This is a genomic window from Pseudomonas sp. DCB_BI (assembly GCF_026240995.1).
Taxonomy (GTDB): Bacteria; Pseudomonadota; Gammaproteobacteria; order Pseudomonadales; family Pseudomonadaceae; genus Aquipseudomonas.
The window spans coordinates 102322-120085 of sequence record NZ_JAPFCG010000003.1; the positions used below are offsets into that span (position 1 = coordinate 102322).

Annotated in this window: 15 protein-coding genes; 10 read left to right on the top strand and 5 right to left on the bottom strand. The window is 61.7% G+C overall.

What is annotated here, in order from left to right; genetic code table 11:
* Positions 1–47 precede the first annotated feature (47 nt).
* From OO258_RS04455 to OO258_RS04465, 3 genes are all read right to left on the bottom strand, one after another.
* Entirely contained in the window at positions 48–362 is a 315-nt protein-coding gene (locus OO258_RS04455; protein ID WP_266028994.1) for a DUF2388 domain-containing protein, read from the bottom strand.
* An 87-nt stretch (positions 363–449) separates the two neighbouring features.
* Positions 450–2123: a GspE/PulE family protein gene (locus OO258_RS04460; protein WP_266028995.1), complete on the bottom strand. Its 1674-nt coding sequence runs from the start codon at positions 2121–2123 to the stop codon at positions 450–452.
* 121 nt (positions 2124–2244) lie between these two features.
* Positions 2245–2550, bottom strand: a complete 306-nt coding sequence (locus OO258_RS04465; RefSeq protein ID WP_266028996.1) for a hypothetical protein — start codon at positions 2548–2550, stop codon at positions 2245–2247.
* Between the two features lie 126 nt (positions 2551–2676).
* On the opposite strand from OO258_RS04465, the gene OO258_RS04470 reads away from it, so the two are divergent.
* Positions 2677–3147 carry an Lrp/AsnC family transcriptional regulator gene (locus OO258_RS04470; RefSeq protein ID WP_110743336.1) on the top strand — a complete coding sequence of 157 codons (471 nt, stop codon included), beginning with the start codon at positions 2677–2679 and terminating at the stop codon, positions 3145–3147.
* Positions 3148–3241: 94 nt separating this feature from the next.
* On the opposite strand, the gene OO258_RS04475 is transcribed toward OO258_RS04470, so the two are convergent.
* The gene (locus OO258_RS04475; RefSeq protein ID WP_266028997.1) at positions 3242–4609 is read right to left on the bottom strand and encodes a CYTH domain-containing protein; all 1368 of its coding nucleotides are present in this window, start codon (positions 4607–4609) and stop codon (positions 3242–3244) included.
* Between the two features lie 144 nt (positions 4610–4753).
* Between OO258_RS04475 and argE the strand changes: the two genes are divergently transcribed.
* Positions 4754–5896, top strand: coding sequence for an acetylornithine deacetylase (argE, locus tag OO258_RS04480; protein WP_266028998.1), 1143 nt, complete (start codon positions 4754–4756; stop codon positions 5894–5896).
* Positions 5897–6020: 124 nt separating this feature from the next.
* Positions 6021–7319, top strand: a complete 1299-nt coding sequence (gene argA / locus OO258_RS04485; RefSeq protein ID WP_110743333.1) for an amino-acid N-acetyltransferase — start codon at positions 6021–6023, stop codon at positions 7317–7319.
* Between the two features lie 152 nt (positions 7320–7471).
* On the opposite strand, the gene OO258_RS04490 is transcribed toward argA, so the two are convergent.
* Entirely contained in the window at positions 7472–8848 is a 1377-nt protein-coding gene (locus tag OO258_RS04490) for a glutamine synthetase family protein (RefSeq protein ID WP_014592784.1), read from the bottom strand.
* 573 nt (positions 8849–9421) lie between these two features.
* Between OO258_RS04490 and OO258_RS04495 the strand changes: the two genes are divergently transcribed.
* The 7 genes from OO258_RS04495 to OO258_RS04525 all read left to right on the top strand — a co-directional run bounded on the left by OO258_RS04495 (position 9422) and on the right by OO258_RS04525 (position 17731).
* Positions 9422–10780, top strand: coding sequence for a glutamine synthetase family protein (locus tag OO258_RS04495; RefSeq protein ID WP_009681719.1), 1359 nt, complete (start codon positions 9422–9424; stop codon positions 10778–10780).
* Positions 10781–10826: 46 nt separating this feature from the next.
* Positions 10827–12188, top strand: coding sequence for an aspartate aminotransferase family protein (locus OO258_RS04500; protein WP_266028999.1), 1362 nt, complete (start codon positions 10827–10829; stop codon positions 12186–12188).
* 171 nt (positions 12189–12359) lie between these two features.
* Positions 12360–13457, top strand: a complete 1098-nt coding sequence (locus tag OO258_RS04505) for a polyamine ABC transporter substrate-binding protein (protein ID WP_266029000.1) — start codon at positions 12360–12362, stop codon at positions 13455–13457.
* Between the two features lie 158 nt (positions 13458–13615).
* Positions 13616–14710, top strand: coding sequence for a polyamine ABC transporter substrate-binding protein (locus OO258_RS04510; protein ID WP_266029001.1), 1095 nt, complete (start codon positions 13616–13618; stop codon positions 14708–14710).
* 71 nt (positions 14711–14781) lie between these two features.
* Positions 14782–15924 (top strand): polyamine ABC transporter ATP-binding protein, encoded by a 1143-nt coding sequence (gene potA / locus OO258_RS04515; protein ID WP_110743329.1) that lies wholly within the window; start codon positions 14782–14784, stop codon positions 15922–15924.
* Entirely contained in the window at positions 15921–16841 is a 921-nt protein-coding gene (locus OO258_RS04520; RefSeq protein ID WP_009681714.1) for an ABC transporter permease subunit, read from the top strand. Before potA ends, OO258_RS04520 begins: the two co-directional genes overlap by 4 nt.
* Positions 16838–17731 (top strand): ABC transporter permease subunit, encoded by an 894-nt coding sequence (locus OO258_RS04525; protein ID WP_266029002.1) that lies wholly within the window; start codon positions 16838–16840, stop codon positions 17729–17731. Before OO258_RS04520 ends, OO258_RS04525 begins: the two co-directional genes overlap by 4 nt.
* Positions 17732–17764 lie beyond the last annotated feature (33 nt).

Genomic DNA, 17764 nt, shown 5'->3' on the forward strand with positions numbered 1-17764 from the left:
TAGTGTCGCCTGCTTCGCGGGGGAGGCCCGCGAAGCAGGCAAGGCGGTTACTCGACTACTGCATTCTTGGCCAGGATGGCATTGGCCAATTCCATGTCCGAAGCCTGCAGCCCTGGGTGCTCGGCCCGGGCCTGGCGCATGGCTGCTTCCAGGAACGGCCCACGGATCGCGCCTTCACTGGCGACGAAGCTGCTGGCGTCATCCTGCGCGGCCACTACCAGCTTGTGATCCCGCGAGGTCAGGTAGCTCGATGCCGTAGTAGCACCGGAGGTCATTACGTTACGCCAGAAGGTATCGGCCATGGCCGAGCCTATAGGCAGCGAAAGCAAGGCAGCGGCGGCGATGGCGGTTTTGAGACGCATGTTGAAACACCTCGAAGGGTGAGGGTTGAAGATGCGCGGTTGGATCTTTTTCAACGAGGCAAGTTCCTGAATACAGTGGGCTTTTCGTCAGCTACAGACGCGCAGCACCTCCTCCTCACGCGTCTGCCCACAGGCCACTTTCGCTTCGCCGCAACGGCGCAGATCAACCAGGCCGTCGAGCACTGCCTGGCGCCGTAGATGGTTCAGGTCGGCGTTCGGGCCGATCAATGCACGCAGGTTGTCACTGGGCTCGAGCAGTTCGAACAAACCCGTACGCCCGTGAAAGCCGGTGCCCCGGCAGGTTCGGCAATTGCCCGATGCAGTCACTTGGCAATCCGTGCACAAGGTGCGCACCAAGCGCTGGGCCATCACGGCGATCAGCGTCGCCTTTATCAGGTAATCGGCTACACCCAGTTCTTGCAGGCGGGTAATTGCCGCGCAGGCGTCGTTGGTATGCAGAGTGGACAGCACCAGGTGCCCGGTCAGGGCTGCCTGCACCGCCACCAAGGCAGTTTCGCGATCGCGGATTTCGCCAACCATGATGATGTCCGGATCCTGTCGCAGCAGGGCCCGCACGCCGTCGGCAAAGCCCAGGTCCAAGGCTGGCTGGACCTGCAACTGGTTGAAGGCCGGTTCCAGGCGTTCGATCGGATCCTCGATGGTGCACAGGTTGACTTGGGGTGTCGCCAGCAGCTTGAGGCTGGCATACAGCGTACTGGTCTTGCCGGAGCCGGTTGGGCCAGTGACCAGGATGATCCCTTGGCGCTGGCGCAGCAGGGCTTGCCACTGGGCCAGCTGCTGGCCTTGCAGGCCGAGGCGGTCGAAGCCATCTTGCAGCTGGTTCGGGTCAAACAGGCGCAGCACCAGCTTCTCGCCAAACGGGGTTGGCAGGGTCGATAGCCGTAGTTCCACCTCACCGCCGCCTGGCAGTCGGCTTTGCAGCCGGCCGTCCTGTGGGCGGCGCTTTTCCGCCACATCCATGCGACCCAGGTGCTTCAGGCGGCTGACTAGCGCCAGGGTGACCCCGGCAGGGAAGGCGTACACGTTATGCAGCAGGCCGTCGATGCGGTAGCGCAGCTGACCCTGGTCGCGGCGGGGTTCAAGGTGAATATCGCTGGCGCGTTGTTCGATGGCGTACTGCAGCAGCCAGTCGACGATATGCACGATGTGGGCGTCGTCGGCGCTGGCCTCGGATTGGCGCTTGCCCAGCTCCAGCAATTGCTCAAGTTCGCCCAGGCTGGCGGCTTGCTGGTGTTGCGCCCCTTTCACCGACTGGGCCAGGCGCTGGAACGACTGGCCTGACTGGCGGATCTGCAACGGGCTGGCCAGCACGCGACGGATTGGCCGGCCGAGGCTGCGGGCCAGGTCAGCCTGCCAGTCATCCTGATAGGGCTGAGCGCTGGCGACGGTAACGCTAGTGGCGTCGGCGGCGACGATAAGGATGCCGTGGCGCTGGGCGAAGGCCGGAGAGATCAGGCCGCTGACCTGGGGCAGGTCGAGCTGGATGGGATCGATGCGTAGGTAGGGTTGGCCAACCTTGCTCGCCAGCCATTGGCAGAGGTGATCGAGGTCCAGCGGCTGGCCGGGGTGCTGGCGGTTTTCCAGGCTGCAGGCGGCGATTTGTTCCAGTGGGTGGCGGGTGGGGTCGGCGGCGGCGTGTTCAAGCACGTTCAGGGTGTCGTTGGCATGCAGGCATTGGTCAGCGAGCAGGGCCTGGAGCACGCGGTTGAGGTCGAGTGCCGGGTTCTCGGGGGTGTGCATGATTGGCGTCCGTGCCTGTAGGGATGGGCTGAACAAGGCTAGCCGCGTGGGGCGGGATCATCATGCGCGAAGGGTTTCGGGATTTTGCTGTGCCTGTGCCGGCGATAGGGCCGGTGCAGGCTTATACGACTGCCAGCTCCAGACGTTGCAGGTTGTTCAGGCTCACCTCGCCCACACACACCAGGTTACGGAGTTTCTGCGCAATCACCTCGGCCCGGTGCCAGCTCAGGCCGCCGACACCCACTTCGATATCCAGCCAGTCATCCTGCTGGCTGACCTGCACGCTGTGCGGCGTGAGGAACTGCAGGGCGAACAGGTTGAGCACCCGACAAAGGGTGTCGGGCTCTGCGTCGGCTTGCAGGCGGTAATGCACGGTGCTGTGGGCGTTGTGGGCGGCCCAGGCGTCGGTACGGGGCTGTGCGTTCATAATGGTCTCCGCAAATGTCGGAGAAATTCTTGCACGTTGTGGGCGGTATTTTTTCGCTATGATTTAGTTATATTCGATTTATAGCGAATCATTTAATCCAACATAAGCCGATATGGAGACTTAAAAATGCACAGCGAGCTGGACGCTTACGACCGGCGGATTCTCGAACTGCTGCAAGAGGACGCTTCGCTGTCCAGCGCCCAGATCGCCGAGCGTGTCGGGCTGTCGCAATCGCCGTGCTGGCGGCGTATTCAGCGCTTGAAGGAGGAGGGGATAATTCGTGGGCAGGTGACTTTGCTCGACCGCAAGAAGGTCGGCCTGAACACGCAGATTTTCGCCGAGGTAAAGCTCAATGCCCATGGGCGTTCCAACTTTACCGAGTTTACCGAGGCGATCCGCGGCTTTCCGGAGGTGCTGGAGTGTTATGTGCTGATGGGGGCAGTGGATTTTTTGCTGCGTATCGTCACGTCGGACATAGAAGCCTACGAGCGTTTCTTCTTTGAAAAGCTGTCGAACGTGCCGGGTATACAGGAGGTGAACTCGATTGTGGCGCTGTCCGAAATCAAGTCCACCACCAGCCTGCCGCTGTCGCGGTGAGGCCATTCGCGGGTAAACCCGCTTCTACACCGGCCTCACGCCTGGCGCGAACCCTTTGTAGGAGCGTGTTACCCGCGAAGCAGGCGACGCGGTATCACGCCTTGAGCAGGTGCTTCCAGCCGCGGCTCTGGTCCACTGCCCGAGCCTGTTCGATGCGGGCTTCCAGGACTTCATCGCTGATCGGCAGCTCGGCCAACTCGTGCAGTTTCTTCAGGTCGCCATACAGGCGGTCCATCTGCGGCGCTTCCAGCACCTGGCGCGCATGATGCAGCCAGGCCAGCAGCTGTTCGAGGCGCGGCAACTGCTCGGCCAGGTCTTCCGGGCGTTGGGTGTACAGCGGCAGCTTCAGCGCACGGCCTTCTTCGCCCAGCAAGTGCCCCATCCAGCTGGCCAGCTGCGCCTTGCCCTGGCGTTCGCCACGGCCTTTACGCTCCACGGTCCAGGCACGGGCCAGCAGCCAGCGCGAGGTTTCCAGCGAGAACTGGCCCCAGCGCACGTCTTCCAGTTCTTCGGCAAACTGCTCAGGCGCGGCGCGGCGGATGTCTTCGTCATCGTTGCCAGCGTGCACCAGCGGGCGCCAGTCTTCGAGCAGGGCGTCCAGGCTGCTGCGCAGTTCGCGGGTAGTGGCACGCGGCGCGGCCTGGCCAAGGCTGGCGGTGAGGGCACGCAGCTCGCTCAAGCACTCGACCCAGTCCTGAAGCAGGCGCCAGTGGCCGTTGTGGCGAAATTGCTCGGCCAGGCGCTGGCTGCTGCCCAGCAGCTGCCAGGCCAGTGCGGCGTAGGCGTCGTCCACGGCCATTTCGGCTTCCAGCTCGGTGGCTGGCAGGCCCAGCTCGTAGCTGTCCGGCTCCAGCAGGCGGTAGCCACGCTCGGCCTTGCTGATGTCGCAAGGCATCAGCGGCAGGCTGGCGGCCAGCTCGGCAGCCAGTTCCAGTAGTGCCTGCGGCTCACCTTCGCGCAGTTCCAGCTCCAGCTCGCAGATTTCTTCCTTGCGCTTGCCGGCGACCACGAAGCCCTGGTCCAGTGCGGCCTCGATCACTACCTTGCTTTTGCCACGGCCCCAGGCGATTTCAGCGAACTCGCGGGTGAAATCGGTGGTGAACAGTGGCTTGATGGTCTTTTTGTCCAGGTCCGCCAATTGCTCAGGCCAGCAGGTGGCGTCGAGCTTTTTCAGGTCGAGCTTGGCCTTGTCGAGATTCCACTCGTACTCGTTGCGCTCGGAGAGCCCCGCCACGCTCTGACCGCGGCACTTGAGGGTCTGGATAACCACATCGCCATCGCGGCGCAGGCGCAGGGCCACACGCGCGGCGGACAGTTCACGCTCAGGGGTATCGAAGTACTGGTTGGTCAGTTCGCGGGTCTGCCAGCCGGACTTGTTGCGCTTTTTCAGCAGAGGGTGCTCGCGCAGGGCGGCAAGGGTCTCGCGGCTGGCGCGGAGCTTGAGTTCGGTTTCTTTGTGCATCACAGACTCGAAGGAGGGGGCGTGGTTGGCAAGGAGTTTACAGTAGTCGGCTGTCGACTGTTGGATCCTGGTGCCTTCTTCGCGGGCTTGCCCTGCGAACGATAGGCATTGTTATGATGGGTGACGCTTCCGAGGAGTACGCGCATGCCGTTGCCGACGCTGAAAGACCAGTTTGCCGCCTTGATCGCTGCGCCTTCGGTCAGTTGCACCCAGCCTGCGTTGGACCAGTCCAACCGGCAGGTCATCGACCTGCTGGCCAGCTGGCTGGGTGACCTGGGCTTCAAATGCGATATCCAGCAAGTCACCCCCGGCAAGTTCAACCTGCTGGCCAGCCGTGGCACAGGCCCAGGCGGCCTGGTGCTGGCCGGGCACAGCGACACGGTACCCTACGACGAACAGCTGTGGAGCAGCGACCCGCTGAAGCTGACCGAGGCCGATGGCCGCTGGGTCGGCCTGGGCAGCTGCGACATGAAAGGCTTCTTCGCCTTGGTTATCGAAGCTGTCATTCCGCTGCTGGAGCACGATTTCAAGCAGCCGCTGCTGATCCTCGCCACCTGCGACGAAGAGAGCTCGATGTCTGGCGCCCGTGCCCTGGCTGAGGCTGGTCAGCCCTTGGGCCGTGCAGCGGTGATCGGCGAGCCCACCGGCCTGCGGCCGATCCGCATGCACAAGGGTATCCTCATGGATCGCATCGACATCCTTGGGCGCAGCGGCCATTCGTCGGACCCAAGCCTGGGCCGCAGCGCCCTGGAGGCCATGCACGCGGTAATGGGCGAGCTGATGGGCTTGCGCCAGCAGTGGCAGCAAACCTATCGCAACCCGCAGTTCACCGTGCCGACCCCGACCATGAACTTCGGCTGCATCCACGGCGGCGACAACCCCAACCGCATTTGCGGCCAGTGCGCCCTGGAGTTCGACCTGCGACCGCTGCCGGGCATGGACGTCGAGCAACTGCGCGCGGCCATTCGCGAAAAGCTGGTGCCGGTGGCCGAGCGCCATGAGGTGCGGATCGACTACGCGCCGCTGTTCCCCGAAGTGCCGCCGTTCGAGCAGGACGCTGACGCCGAACTGGTACAAGTGGCGGAACGCCTGACCGGCCATCGCGCCGAAGCGGTGGCGTTCGGCACCGAAGCGCCTTATCTTCAGCAGCTGGGTTGCCAGACCATCGTGCTGGGCCCCGGCGACATCGCCTGTGCCCACCAACCTGGCGAATACCTTGAAATGTCACGAATCGAGCCTACCGTGCGTCTATTGCGTGACCTGATCCGGCACTATTGCCTGCACTAAACGTCAATCGAACTGATTCGTTCCTGCCTAGAGGAGACCGCGCGTGACCGCAAGCCTGTTCCGACGATGATCCTGAACGCCCCGTGAATCGCCGTTCTCCGTCCACTTATCCACAGGCCCTGTCATGCCCGACTACGTTAACTGGCTGCGTCATGCCTCCCCGTACATCAATGCCCATCGCGACTGCACCTTCGTGGTCATGCTCCCTGGCGATGGGGTGGAACACCCCAATTTCGGCAATATCGTCCACGACCTGGTGCTGCTGCACAGCCTGGGCGTACGCCTGGTGCTGGTGCATGGCTCGCGCCCGCAGATCGAAAGCCGCCTAGCCGATCGCGGCCTGACCCCGCACTACCACCGTGGCCTGCGCATTACCGATGCGGCCACGCTGGACTGCGTGATCGACGCCGTGGGCGCCCTGCGCCTGGCCATCGAGGCGCGCCTGTCGATGGACATCGCTGCTTCGCCGATGCAGGGCTCGCGCCTGCGCGTGGCGTCCGGCAACCTCGTCACTGCACGGCCGATCGGCGTGCTCGAAGGGGTGGACTACCACCACACCGGCGAAGTCCGCCGGGTCGACCGCAAGGGCATCAGCCGCCTGCTCGACGAGCGGTCCATCGTGCTGTTGTCGCCGCTGGGCTACTCGCCCACGGGTGAAATCTTCAACTTGGCCTGCGAGGACGTTGCCACCCGCGCTGCCATCGAGCTGGGTGCCGACAAGTTGCTGCTGTTCGGCGCCGAGCCGGGCCTGCTGGATGCCGACGGCAAGTTGGTACGCGAGCTGCGCCCGCAGCAGGTAGCGCCGCACCTGCAGCGTTTGGGCAGCGATTACCAGGGCGAACTGCTGGATGCTGCCGCCGAAGCCTGCAAAGGCGGCGTGGCGCGTAGCCATATTGTCAGTTATGCCGAGGATGGCGCCCTGCTGACCGAGCTGTTCACCCGAGGCGGTGGCGGTACGCTGGTGTCACAGGAGCAGTTCGAAGTGGTGCGCGAGGCGACCATCGAGGACGTAGGCGGCTTGCTGGAGCTGATCAGCCCACTGGAAGAGCAGGGCATCCTGGTACGTCGCTCGCGCGAGGTACTGGAGCGCGAGATCGAGCAGTTCAGCGTGGTCGAGCGCGAAGGCATGATCATCGCCTGTGCGGCGTTGTACCCGATTGCCGATTCCGAGGCTGGGGAGCTGGCGTGCCTGGCGGTGAACCCGGAATACCGCCATGGTGGGCGTGGGGACGAGTTGCTGGAGCGTATCGAGAGCCGGGCGCGGGACATGGGCCTCAATACCTTGTTCGTGCTTACCACGCGTACCGCTCACTGGTTCCGCGAACGTGGCTTTGCGCCGAGTGGCGTGGAGCGGCTGCCGGCGGCCCGGGCTTCGCTGTACAACTATCAGCGCAATTCGAAGATTTTCGAGAAGCCCCTGTAAGCCTGTACCGCAGCTCATGTGGGAGCGGCCTTGCGTCGCGAAAGGGCCGCAAAGCGGCCCCGACAATATCAGCTTGATGCGCAAATCTTGGGGGCGCTTCGCACCCCTATCGCGACGCAAGGCCGCTCCCACAATGGGGGCGGCGTTTTTGTTTACACGGTATGCAGGTACCAGTTGTACTCGAGGTCGGAGATCGAGTGCTCGAACTCCTCCAGCTCGCTTTCCTTGCACGCGACGAAGATGTCGATGTACTTCGGATCGATGTACTTGTTGAGGATCTCGCTGTCGTCCAGCTCGCGCAGGGCATCGCGCAGGTTGTTCGGCAGGCTCTGCTCCAGCTGCTCGTACGAGTTGCCTTCGATCGGCGCGCCTGGCTCGATCTTGTTGGTCAGGCCATGGTGCACGCCAGCCAGCACGGCAGCCATCATCAGGTACGGGTTGGCGTCGGCACCGGCGACGCGGTGCTCGATGCGCACGGCATCGGCCGAGCCGGTCGGTACGCGCAGCGCTACGGTGCGGTTGTCCAGGCCCCAGCTTGGCGCGTTCGGTACGTAGAACTGCGCGCCAAAGCGGCGGTACGAGTTGACGTTCGGGCAGAGGAACGCCATGGACGCGGGCAGGGTCTCGAGCACACCGCCGACAGCGTGACGTAGCGCGGCGTTCTGCTCGGGATCCTCGCTGGTGAAGATGTTGTTGCCATCTTTGTCCAGCACGGAAATGTGTACATGCAGGCCGTTGCCCGCCTGGCCCGGGTAGGGCTTGGCCATGAAGGTGGTGTCCATTTCATGGTCGTACGCAATGTTCTTGATCAAGCGCTTGAGCAGTACCGCGTAGTCGCAGGCCTTGAGCGGGTCGGCCACGTGGTGCAGGTTGACTTCGAACTGCGCCGGGGCGCTTTCCTTGACGATGGCATCGGCCGGGATGCCTTGTTCCTTCGCGCCTTCCAGGATGTCCTGCAGGCAATCGGCATATTCGTCGAGGTCGTCGATCAGGTACACCTGAGTCGACTGCGGACGCTTGCCCGAGATTGGCGAGCGCGGTGGCTGTGGGCGGCCATTCACGTTCTCCTGGTCGATCAGGTAGAACTCCAGCTCGAATGCGGCACAGATGGTCAGGCCCATATCGGTGAACTTGCTCACCACCTGGCGCAGTACTTCGCGCGGGTCGGCGAAGAACGGTTCGCCTTCCAGCTCGTGCATGGTCATCAGCAGCTGGGCGGTAGGGCGTTTTTGCCACGGCTCGTTACAGAGCGTGTCGGGGATTGGATAGCAGATGCGATCAGCATCGCCGATATCCAGACCCAGCCCGGTGCTTTCGACGGTGGAACCGTTGATGTCCAGGGCGAAAAGGGAGGCCGGCAGGTTGATGCCTTTCTCGTAAACCTTGTGGAGGCTGGTGCGCTCAATGCGCTTACCACGCACCACACCATTCATATCTGCAATCAGAAGGTCAACGTAGAGAACCTCAGGATGTTCCTTAAGGAACGCGTTCGCTTCGTTAAGCTGAACGGCACGCGGGGGTACCGACATGATGCAACACCTTTGTTGTTAAAAATATCAATCAAGGGGGGCTTGCAGGACCAGTCAATCGAAAAGCCATACTGATGTCAAGCCAACCCCATGACGCCCTGAAATGGCACATCTACGGCAGATTTGCTGCATATCGGGGCATGCCATTATCCGCTATTTCTCTTGTAAAGGGCTATCTCAAGCTCGCCGTGTTTTATTTTTTACGCGGGTGTTGTGTAAAAAAATGAACAAGGCTAAGCTCGGTCTCAACCCAGAACACAATAATACGAGGGTCACATGGTCCGCTTGCCGCGACCTGAAAGCACTGCCTGCGCAGTGCCAACGGGTACCTCTTTCGTTTTTGCAAGCTTCGTCAATGGCGTGGCCGCCCTGGCCGCAATAATTGACGCTTGGCGCCTTCGGACCCGTCCTCGTAGCGGCATGCCGCCCTTGATTTCGTTTTCCTGCCCTTCCAACTCATACGGACACGCTTGTTTTCAGTGTATCCAGTGTCCGCCTGCGCGGGGGTTTTTGCTTTAGCAATCTACTCCATCCAGAATCAAGGCGCGGACCACCTTACCTCCTGAGGTATTTATGAGTAACAACCTCGACCAGCTCACCGATTGGTTGAAAGAGCACAAGATCACCGAAGTCGAATGCATGATCAGTGACCTGACCGGCATCACGCGCGGCAAGATTTCGCCCACCAACAAATTCATCGCCGAAAAAGGCATGCGCCTGCCCGAGAGCGTGCTGCTGCAGACCGTGACTGGCGACTACGTCGACGACGACATCTATTACGAACTGCTCGATCCGGCCGACATCGACATGATCTGTCGCCCCGACGAGAACGCCGTGTTCCTTGTGCCGTGGGCCATCGAGCCGACGGCCCAGGTGATCCACGATACCTACGACAAAAAAGGCAACCCGGTAGAGCTGTCGCCGCGCAACGTGTTGAAGAAAGTCCTCAAACTCTACGCCGACAAGGGCTGGCAGCCGATTGTCGCGCCCGAGATGGAGTTCTACCTGACCAAGCGCAGCGAAGACCCGGACTTCCCGTTGCAGCCACCGGTAGGCCGCTCCGGCCGCCCGGAAACCGGCCGCCAGTCGTTCTCGATCGAAGCTGCCAACGAATTCGATCCGCTGTTCGAAGATGTCTACGATTGGTGCGAACTGCAGCAGCTGGACCTCGACACGCTGATCCATGAGGACGGCACGGCGCAGATGGAAATCAACTTCCGTCACGGCGACGCCCTGCACCTGGCCGACCAGATCCTGGTGTTCAAACGCACCATGCGCGAGGCAGCGCTCAAGCACAACGTGGCCGCCACCTTCATGGCCAAGCCGATGACCGGCGAGCCGGGCAGTGCCATGCACCTGCACCAGAGCGTGGTCGACGTGGCCACCGGCAAGAACATCTTCAGCAATGCAGACGGCAGCATGAGCGAGCTGTTCCTGCACCACATCGGTGGCTTGCAGAAGTTCATCCCCGAGGCCCTGCCGCTGTTCGCCCCCAACGTCAACTCGTTCCGCCGCTTCCTGCCCGACACCTCGGCCCCGGTGAACGTGGAGTGGGGCGAAGAAAACCGCACCGTCGGCCTGCGCGTGCCGGATGCCGGCCCACAAAGCCGCCGGGTCGAGAACCGCCTGCCGGGCGCCGACGCCAACCCTTACCTGGCCATCGCCGCCAGCCTGCTGTGTGGCTACATCGGCATGGTCGAAGGCATCGAGGCCAGCGCGCCGGTGCAGGGTCGTGGTTACGAACGCCGCAACCTGCGCCTGCCCCTGACCATCGAAGATGCCTTGGAACGCATGGAAAACAGCCGTGCGCTCGTCCAGTACCTGGGCAAGAAATTCATTACCGGTTACGTCGCCACCAAGCGTGCCGAGCACGAAAACTTCAAACGCGTCATCAGCTCCTGGGAGCGTGAGTTCCTGCTGTTCGCTGTCTGATCAACCCTGAGGCCGCCCGCGCGGCCGCCGGAAAATGGAGAGGCACATGAGCGTCATCAACCCGCAAACCCGTGAATGGCAAACCCTGAGCGGCGAGCACCACCTGGCACCCTTCAGTGATTACAAGCAGCTGAAGGAGAAGGGGCCGCGCATCATCACCAAGGCCCAGGGTGTGCATTTGTGGGATAGCGAGGGGCACAAGATTCTCGACGGCATGGCCGGCCTGTGGTGTGTGGCGGTCGGCTACGGCCGTGAGGAACTGGTACAGGCGGCCGAAAAGCAGATGCGCGAGCTGCCGTACTACAACCTGTTCTTCCAGACCGCCCACCCGCCAGCGCTGGAGCTGGCCAAGGCGATCACAGACGTGGCGCCGGAAGGCATGACCCATGTGTTCTTCACCGGCTCTGGCTCCGAAGGCAACGACACTGTGCTGCGCATGGTCCGCCACTACTGGGCGCTGAAGGGCAAGCCACACAAGCAGACCATCATCAGCCGGGTCAACGGCTACCACGGCTCTACCGTGGCTGGCGCCAGCCTGGGCGGCATGAGCGGCATGCACGAGCAGGGCGGCTTGCCGATTCCGGGCATCGTGCATATCCCGCAGCCGTACTGGTTCGGTGAAGGCGGCGACATGACCCCGGATGAATTCGGTGTCTGGGCTGCCGAGCAACTGGAGAAGAAAATTCTCGAAGTTGGCGAAGACAATGTCGCCGCCTTTATCGCCGAACCTATCCAGGGTGCCGGTGGCGTGATCATTCCGCCCGAGACCTACTGGCCGAAGGTGAAGGAGATCCTCGCCAAGTACGACATCCTGTTTGTCGCCGACGAAGTGATCTGCGGTTTCGGCCGTACCGGTGAGTGGTTCGGCTCTGACTACTACGGGCTCGAACCCGACCTGATGACCATCGCCAAGGGCCTGACGTCCGGCTACATCCCCATGGGCGGTGTGATTGTGCGTGACACCGTGGCCAAGGTGATCAGCGAAGGCGGTGACTTCAACCATGGTTTCACCTATTCCGGCCACCCGGTGGCGGCCGCGGTGGGTCTGGAAAACCTGCGCATCCTGCGCGACGAGAAAATTGTCGAGAAGGCGCGCACGGAAGCGGCACCGTATTTGCAAAAGCGGTTGCGTGAGCTGCGGGACCACCCGCTGGTTGGCGAGGTACGTGGCCTGGGCCTGCTCGGCGCGATCGAGCTGGTCAAGGACAAGGCCACCCGTAGCCGTTACGAAGGCAAGGGCGTAGGCATGATCTGCCGCAACTTCTGCTTTGAAAACGGCCTGATCATGCGCGCGGTGGGTGACACCATGATCATCGCGCCGCCGCTGGTGATCAGCCATGCGGAGATCGACGAGCTGGTGGAAAAGGCGCGCAAATGCCTGGACCTGACGCTCGAGGCGATCAACTGAGCACCTGCTAGGCTAGCGATGTGACATTAAGTCGTTACAACGCCCTGCTTTCCTTGAAACAGGGCCTTGTAACTTGCCAGACTAGCGACTGTTTCAGTCGCCGCGCGCTCTGCACCGTGGGTCCTGGCTGCTGAACGGAAGGCTAAACAAAAAAATTCTGGAGCATTACGCATGAAGAAAATGGGCAAGACGTTGCTGGCCGCCGCCCTTATGGGTGCCATGGCCTCCGCTGTTCAGGCTGAAGACAAGGTGTTGAACGTCTACAACTGGTCGGACTACATCGCTCCGGACACCATCGCCAAGTTCGAGAAACAGACTGGCATCAAGGTCAAGTACGACGTTTTCGACAGCAACGAAACCCTTGAAGCCAAGCTGCTGGCCGGCAAATCGGGTTACGACATCGTGGTGCCGTCCAACAACTTCCTGGCCAAGCAAATCAAGGCTGGCGTGTACGAAGAACTGGACCGTTCCAAGCTGCCGAACTGGAAGAACCTCGACGAAGACCTGCTCAAGGCCGTCGGCGATGCCAGCGACCAAGGCAACAAGCACGCCTTCCCGTACATGTGGGGCTCGATCGGCATCGGCTACAACCCGGAGAAGGTCAAGGCCGCGCTGGGTGTGGACAAGATCGACTCGTGGGACGCGGTGTTCAAGCCTGAGAATATCGCCAAGCTCAAGAGCTGCGGTGTGAGCTTCCTGGATGCCCCGACCGAAATGCTGCCAGCCGCGCTGCACTACCTGGGCCTGCCAAGCAACAGCACCAAGAAAGAAGACCTGAAGGCCGCCGAGGACCTGTTCCTCAAGATCCGTCCTTCGATCACCTACTTCCACTCGTCCAAGTACATCGGCGACATGGCCAACGGCAACATCTGCGTGGCCGTCGGTTACTCGGGTGACCTGGAGCAGTCCAAGGCCCGCGCCCACGAAGCTGGCGACAAGGTGAAAGTGGACTACGTCATTCCGAAAGAAGGTGCCGGTACTTTCTACGACATGGTCGCCATCCCTAAAGATGCCGAGCACAAAGACGCTGCCTACCAGTTCATGAATTTCCTGATGCAGCCGGAAATCATGGCTGAGATCACCAATGCCGTGCGCTTCCCGAACGGCAACAAGGCGGCTACCGCGATGGTGGACAAGGACATCTCCAGCGACCCAAGCATCTACCCGCCTGCCGAAGTGAAGAAGCAGCTGTACGCGATCGCTGCGCCTGATGCTTCGGTACAGCGTGTGATCACCCGCAGCTGGACCAAGATCAAGTCGGGCAAGTAAGCCCGATGAAACATCCCTGGGCTGGGGATTCCCGGCCCAGGGCCTGTGAAAGGCAATTGATGATTGCGGCATCGAAGCTGCGAAGGTAAGTTGCGCGCCGGTTTTGCGTGTGCGGCAGCATTGTCGCTACCCAGGCACTGATTGTGAGGACCACCCACTTGTCTATTTCTGTATTCCGCAAGGCCTTGATGGCCGGCGCGGGCCTGACGCTGGCATGCAGCGTCCAAGCGGCGCCAACGGTGCACTTCTATAACTGGTCCGACTACATCGGCCCGACCACACTCGCGGACTTCGAGAAAGCCACGGGCATCAAACCCGTGCAGGATGTATTCGACTCCAACGAAACCCTGGAAGGCAAGCTGCTGGCCGGCAACACCGGCTATGACGTGGTAGTGCCGTCCAACCATTTCCTCGGCAAGCAGATCAAGGCGGGCGCTTTCCAGAAGCTCGACAAGAACCTGCTGCCCAACTATTCCAACCTCGACCCGGCGTTGATGAAGCGCCTGGAAAAGAACGACCCGGGTAACCAGTACGCGGTGCCTTACCTATGGGGCACCAATGGTATCGGCTACAACGTCGACAAGGTGAAAGCCGCGCTGGGCGTGGACACCATCGACTCCTGGGCCGTGCTGTTCGAACCCGAGAACATGAAGAAGCTCTCCAAGTGTGGTGTGGCCTTCCTCGACTCGGCGGACGAAATGCTCCCCGCAGTGCTCAACTACATGGGCCTGAACCCCAACAGCACTGATGCCAAGGATTACGCCAAGGCCGAGCAGAAACTGCTGGCGGTGCGCCCTTACGTGACCTACTTCCATTCGTCCAAGTACATCACCGACCTGGCCAACGGCGACATCTGCGTCGCGGCAGGCTTCTCGGGTGATGTGTTCCAGGCCAAGGCCCGCGCAGAAGAAGCGAAGAAGGGCGTGAACCTGGCCTACGCCATTCCCAAGGAAGGCGGCAACCTCTGGTTCGACGTGCTGGCGATCCCCAAGGACGCCAAGAACGTCAAGGAGGCGCACGCCTTCATCAACTATTTGCTGAAACCTGAGGTTATCGCCCAGGTCAGTGATTACGTCGGTTACGCCAACCCGAACCCCAAGGCTGGCGACCTGATGGACCAGGCCGTGAGGACTGACGCCGCGGTTTACCCACCGCAGGAAGTGCTGGACAAGATGTTCGTGAACTCAGAGTTGCCACCCAAGGTGCAACGGCTGATGACCCGTAGCTGGACCAAGGTCAAGTCGGGCAAGTAAAAATCCAGACCCGCGCCGGCACCTGCAGAACAGGCCACGCGGGCACAAAAATCTTGTTGGGAGTTTCACTCATGGCAGTTGCCTCCGGTGCCTATAAGAAAGCCCTCGAGGGTGGCCAGCAACCCAAGCAGGTGCTGGTCAAGATCGACCGGGTCACGAAAAAATTCGACGAAACCGTAGCCGTGGACGATGTGTCCCTGGAAATCCGCAAGGGCGAGATCTTCGCCCTGCTGGGTGGTTCCGGCTCTGGCAAGTCCACCTTGCTGCGCATGCTGGCTGGCTTCGAACGCCCGACTGAAGGGCGTATCTTCCTCGATGGCGTCGATATCACCGACATGCCGCCTTACGAGCGGCCGATCAACATGATGTTCCAGTCCTACGCGCTGTTCCCGCACATGACCGTGGCGCAGAACATCGCCTTTGGCCTACAGCAGGACAAGATGGCCAAGGCCGAGATCGATGCCCGCGTGGCGGAGATGCTCAAGCTGGTGCATATGACCCAGTACGCCAAGCGCAAGCCGCACCAGCTGTCCGGTGGCCAGCGCCAGCGCGTGGCCCTGGCCCGCTCGTTGGCCAAGCGCCCCAAGCTGCTGCTGCTCGACGAACCGATGGGCGCGCTGGACAAGAAGCTGCGTTCGCAGATGCAGCTGGAACTGGTAGAGATCATCGAGCGTGTGGGTGTGACCTGCGTGATGGTGACCCACGATCAGGAAGAGGCCATGACCATGGCCCAGCGCATCGCCATCATGCACTTGGGCTGGATCGCCCAGATCGGCTCGCCGGTCGACATCTACGAGACACCTACCAGCCGCCTGGTGTGCGAGTTCATCGGTAACGTCAACCTGTTCGAAGGTGATGTGGTCGATGACGCCGAAGGCCACGCGATCATTGCCAGCCCAGAGCTGGAGCGCAAGATCTACGTCGGCCACGGCATCACCACCTCGGTGGAAGACAAGCACATCACCTACGCCCTGCGCCCGGAGAAACTGCTGGTCACCACCAAGCAGCCCGAGTTCGAGCACAACTGGTCGCGCGGCAAGGTCCACGACATCGCCTACCTGGGTGGCCACTCGGTGTTCTACGTCGAGCTGCCGAGCGGCAAGGTCGTGCAGTCGTTCGTCGCCAACGCCGAGCGCCAGGGCACGCGCCCGACCTGGGGCGATGAAGTGTACGTGTGGTGGGAAGACGACAGCGGCGTGGTACTGCGGTCATGAAACTGCGCAAGCTCAAGCGAGCCTTCCAGCGCATTACCCCGGAGGGGCGACACCTGGTGATCGGCGTGCCGTTCATCTGGCTGTTCCTGTTCTTCATGCTGCCGTTCTTCATCGTGCTGAAGATCAGCTTCGCCGAAGCCGACGTCGCGATCCCGCCGTACACCGAGATCTACACCTACGTCGAAGACAAGATCCAGCTGGTGCTCAACCTGGCCAACTACGGCCTGCTGACCGAGGATGAGCTGTATATTTCGGCTTACCTTGGCTCGCTGAAGATGGCCTTCTTCAGCACCCTGTTGTGCCTGCTGATCGGCTACCCAATGGCCTATGCCATTGCCAACGCCAAGAAGGAAACCCAGACGGTCCTGCTGCTGCTGATCATGATGCCGACCTGGACGGCGATCCTGATTCGCGTCTACGCGTGGATGGGTATCCTCAGCAACAACGGCCTGCTCAATGGCTTCCTGATGTGGACCGGGCTGATCGATCAGCCGTTGCAGATCCTCAACACCAACCTGGCGGTGTACATAGGCGTGGTCTATTCGTACCTGCCGTTCATGATCCTGCCGCTGTTCGCCAACCTGGTGAAGCACGACCCTTCGCTGCTGGAGGCTGCTTCGGACCTGGGGTCGAGTACCTTCAACAGCTTCTGGAAAATTACCGTGCCGCTGTCGAAGAACGGCATCATCGCCGGTTGCATGCTGGTGTTCATCCCAGTGGTGGGCGAGTTCGTGATCCCTGAACTGCTCGGCGGCCCGGAAACCCTGATGATCGGTAAAGTGCTGTGGCAGGAGTTCTTCAACAACCGCGACTGGCCGGTGGCATCTGCCCTGGCAGTGGTGATGCTGGCGATCCTGATCGTGCCGATCCTGCTGTTCAACCGTAGCCAGGCCAAAGAGATGGAGGGCCGCGCATGAAACGCTTCAGTTTCTCCAAGCTGATGCTGGTGCTCGGCTTGCTGTTCATCTACCTGCCGATGCTGATCCTGGTGATCTACTCGTTCAACGCCTCCAAACTGGTGACGGTGTGGGGCGGCTGGTCGATCAAGTGGTACGTCGGCCTGCTCGACAACACCCAGCTGATGGGTTCGGTGATGCGCTCGCTGGAAATTGCCTGCTACACGGCGGTGGCTGCGGTGGCGCTGGGTACCCTGGCGGCCTTCGTGCTGACCCGGGTCACCCGGTTCAAGGGCCGCACGCTGTTCGGTGGCCTGGTCACCGCGCCGCTGGTAATGCCCGAAGTGATCACCGGTCTGTCGCTGTTGCTGCTGTTCGTGGCCATGGCGCAGATGATCGGCTGGCCGCAGGAGCGCGGTATCGTCACCATCTGGATCGCCCATACAACGTTCTGTGCGGCGTATGTGGCGGTGGTTGTGTCGGCTCGCCTGCGTGAGCTGGACCTGTCGATCGAGGAGGCGGCGATGGACCTGGGTGCCAAGCCGTGGAAGGTGTTCTTCCTGATCACCATCCCGATGATCGCGCCATCGCTGGCGGCGGGCGGCATGATGTCGTTCGCCCTGTCGCTGGACGACCTGGTACTGGCCAGCTTCGTGTCCGGCCCGGGCTCGACCACCTTGCCGATGGAAGTGTTCTCGGCGGTGCGCCTGGGCGTGAAGCCTGAAATCAACGCAGTGGCCAGCCTGATTTTGCTGTCGGTATCGCTGGTCACCTTCTTTGTCTGGTTCTTCAGCCGCCGTGCCGAAGAGCGTCGTCGCAAGGCGATTCAACAGGCAATCGAAGAGGGTGCGGCGGCCAACGCTTCGCAGCCGCAGATCAAGCGACCGGCGCAGGTGGCTGCGTCAGCCTGACCTGGCCCTTTCGCGGGCACGCCCGCTCCCACA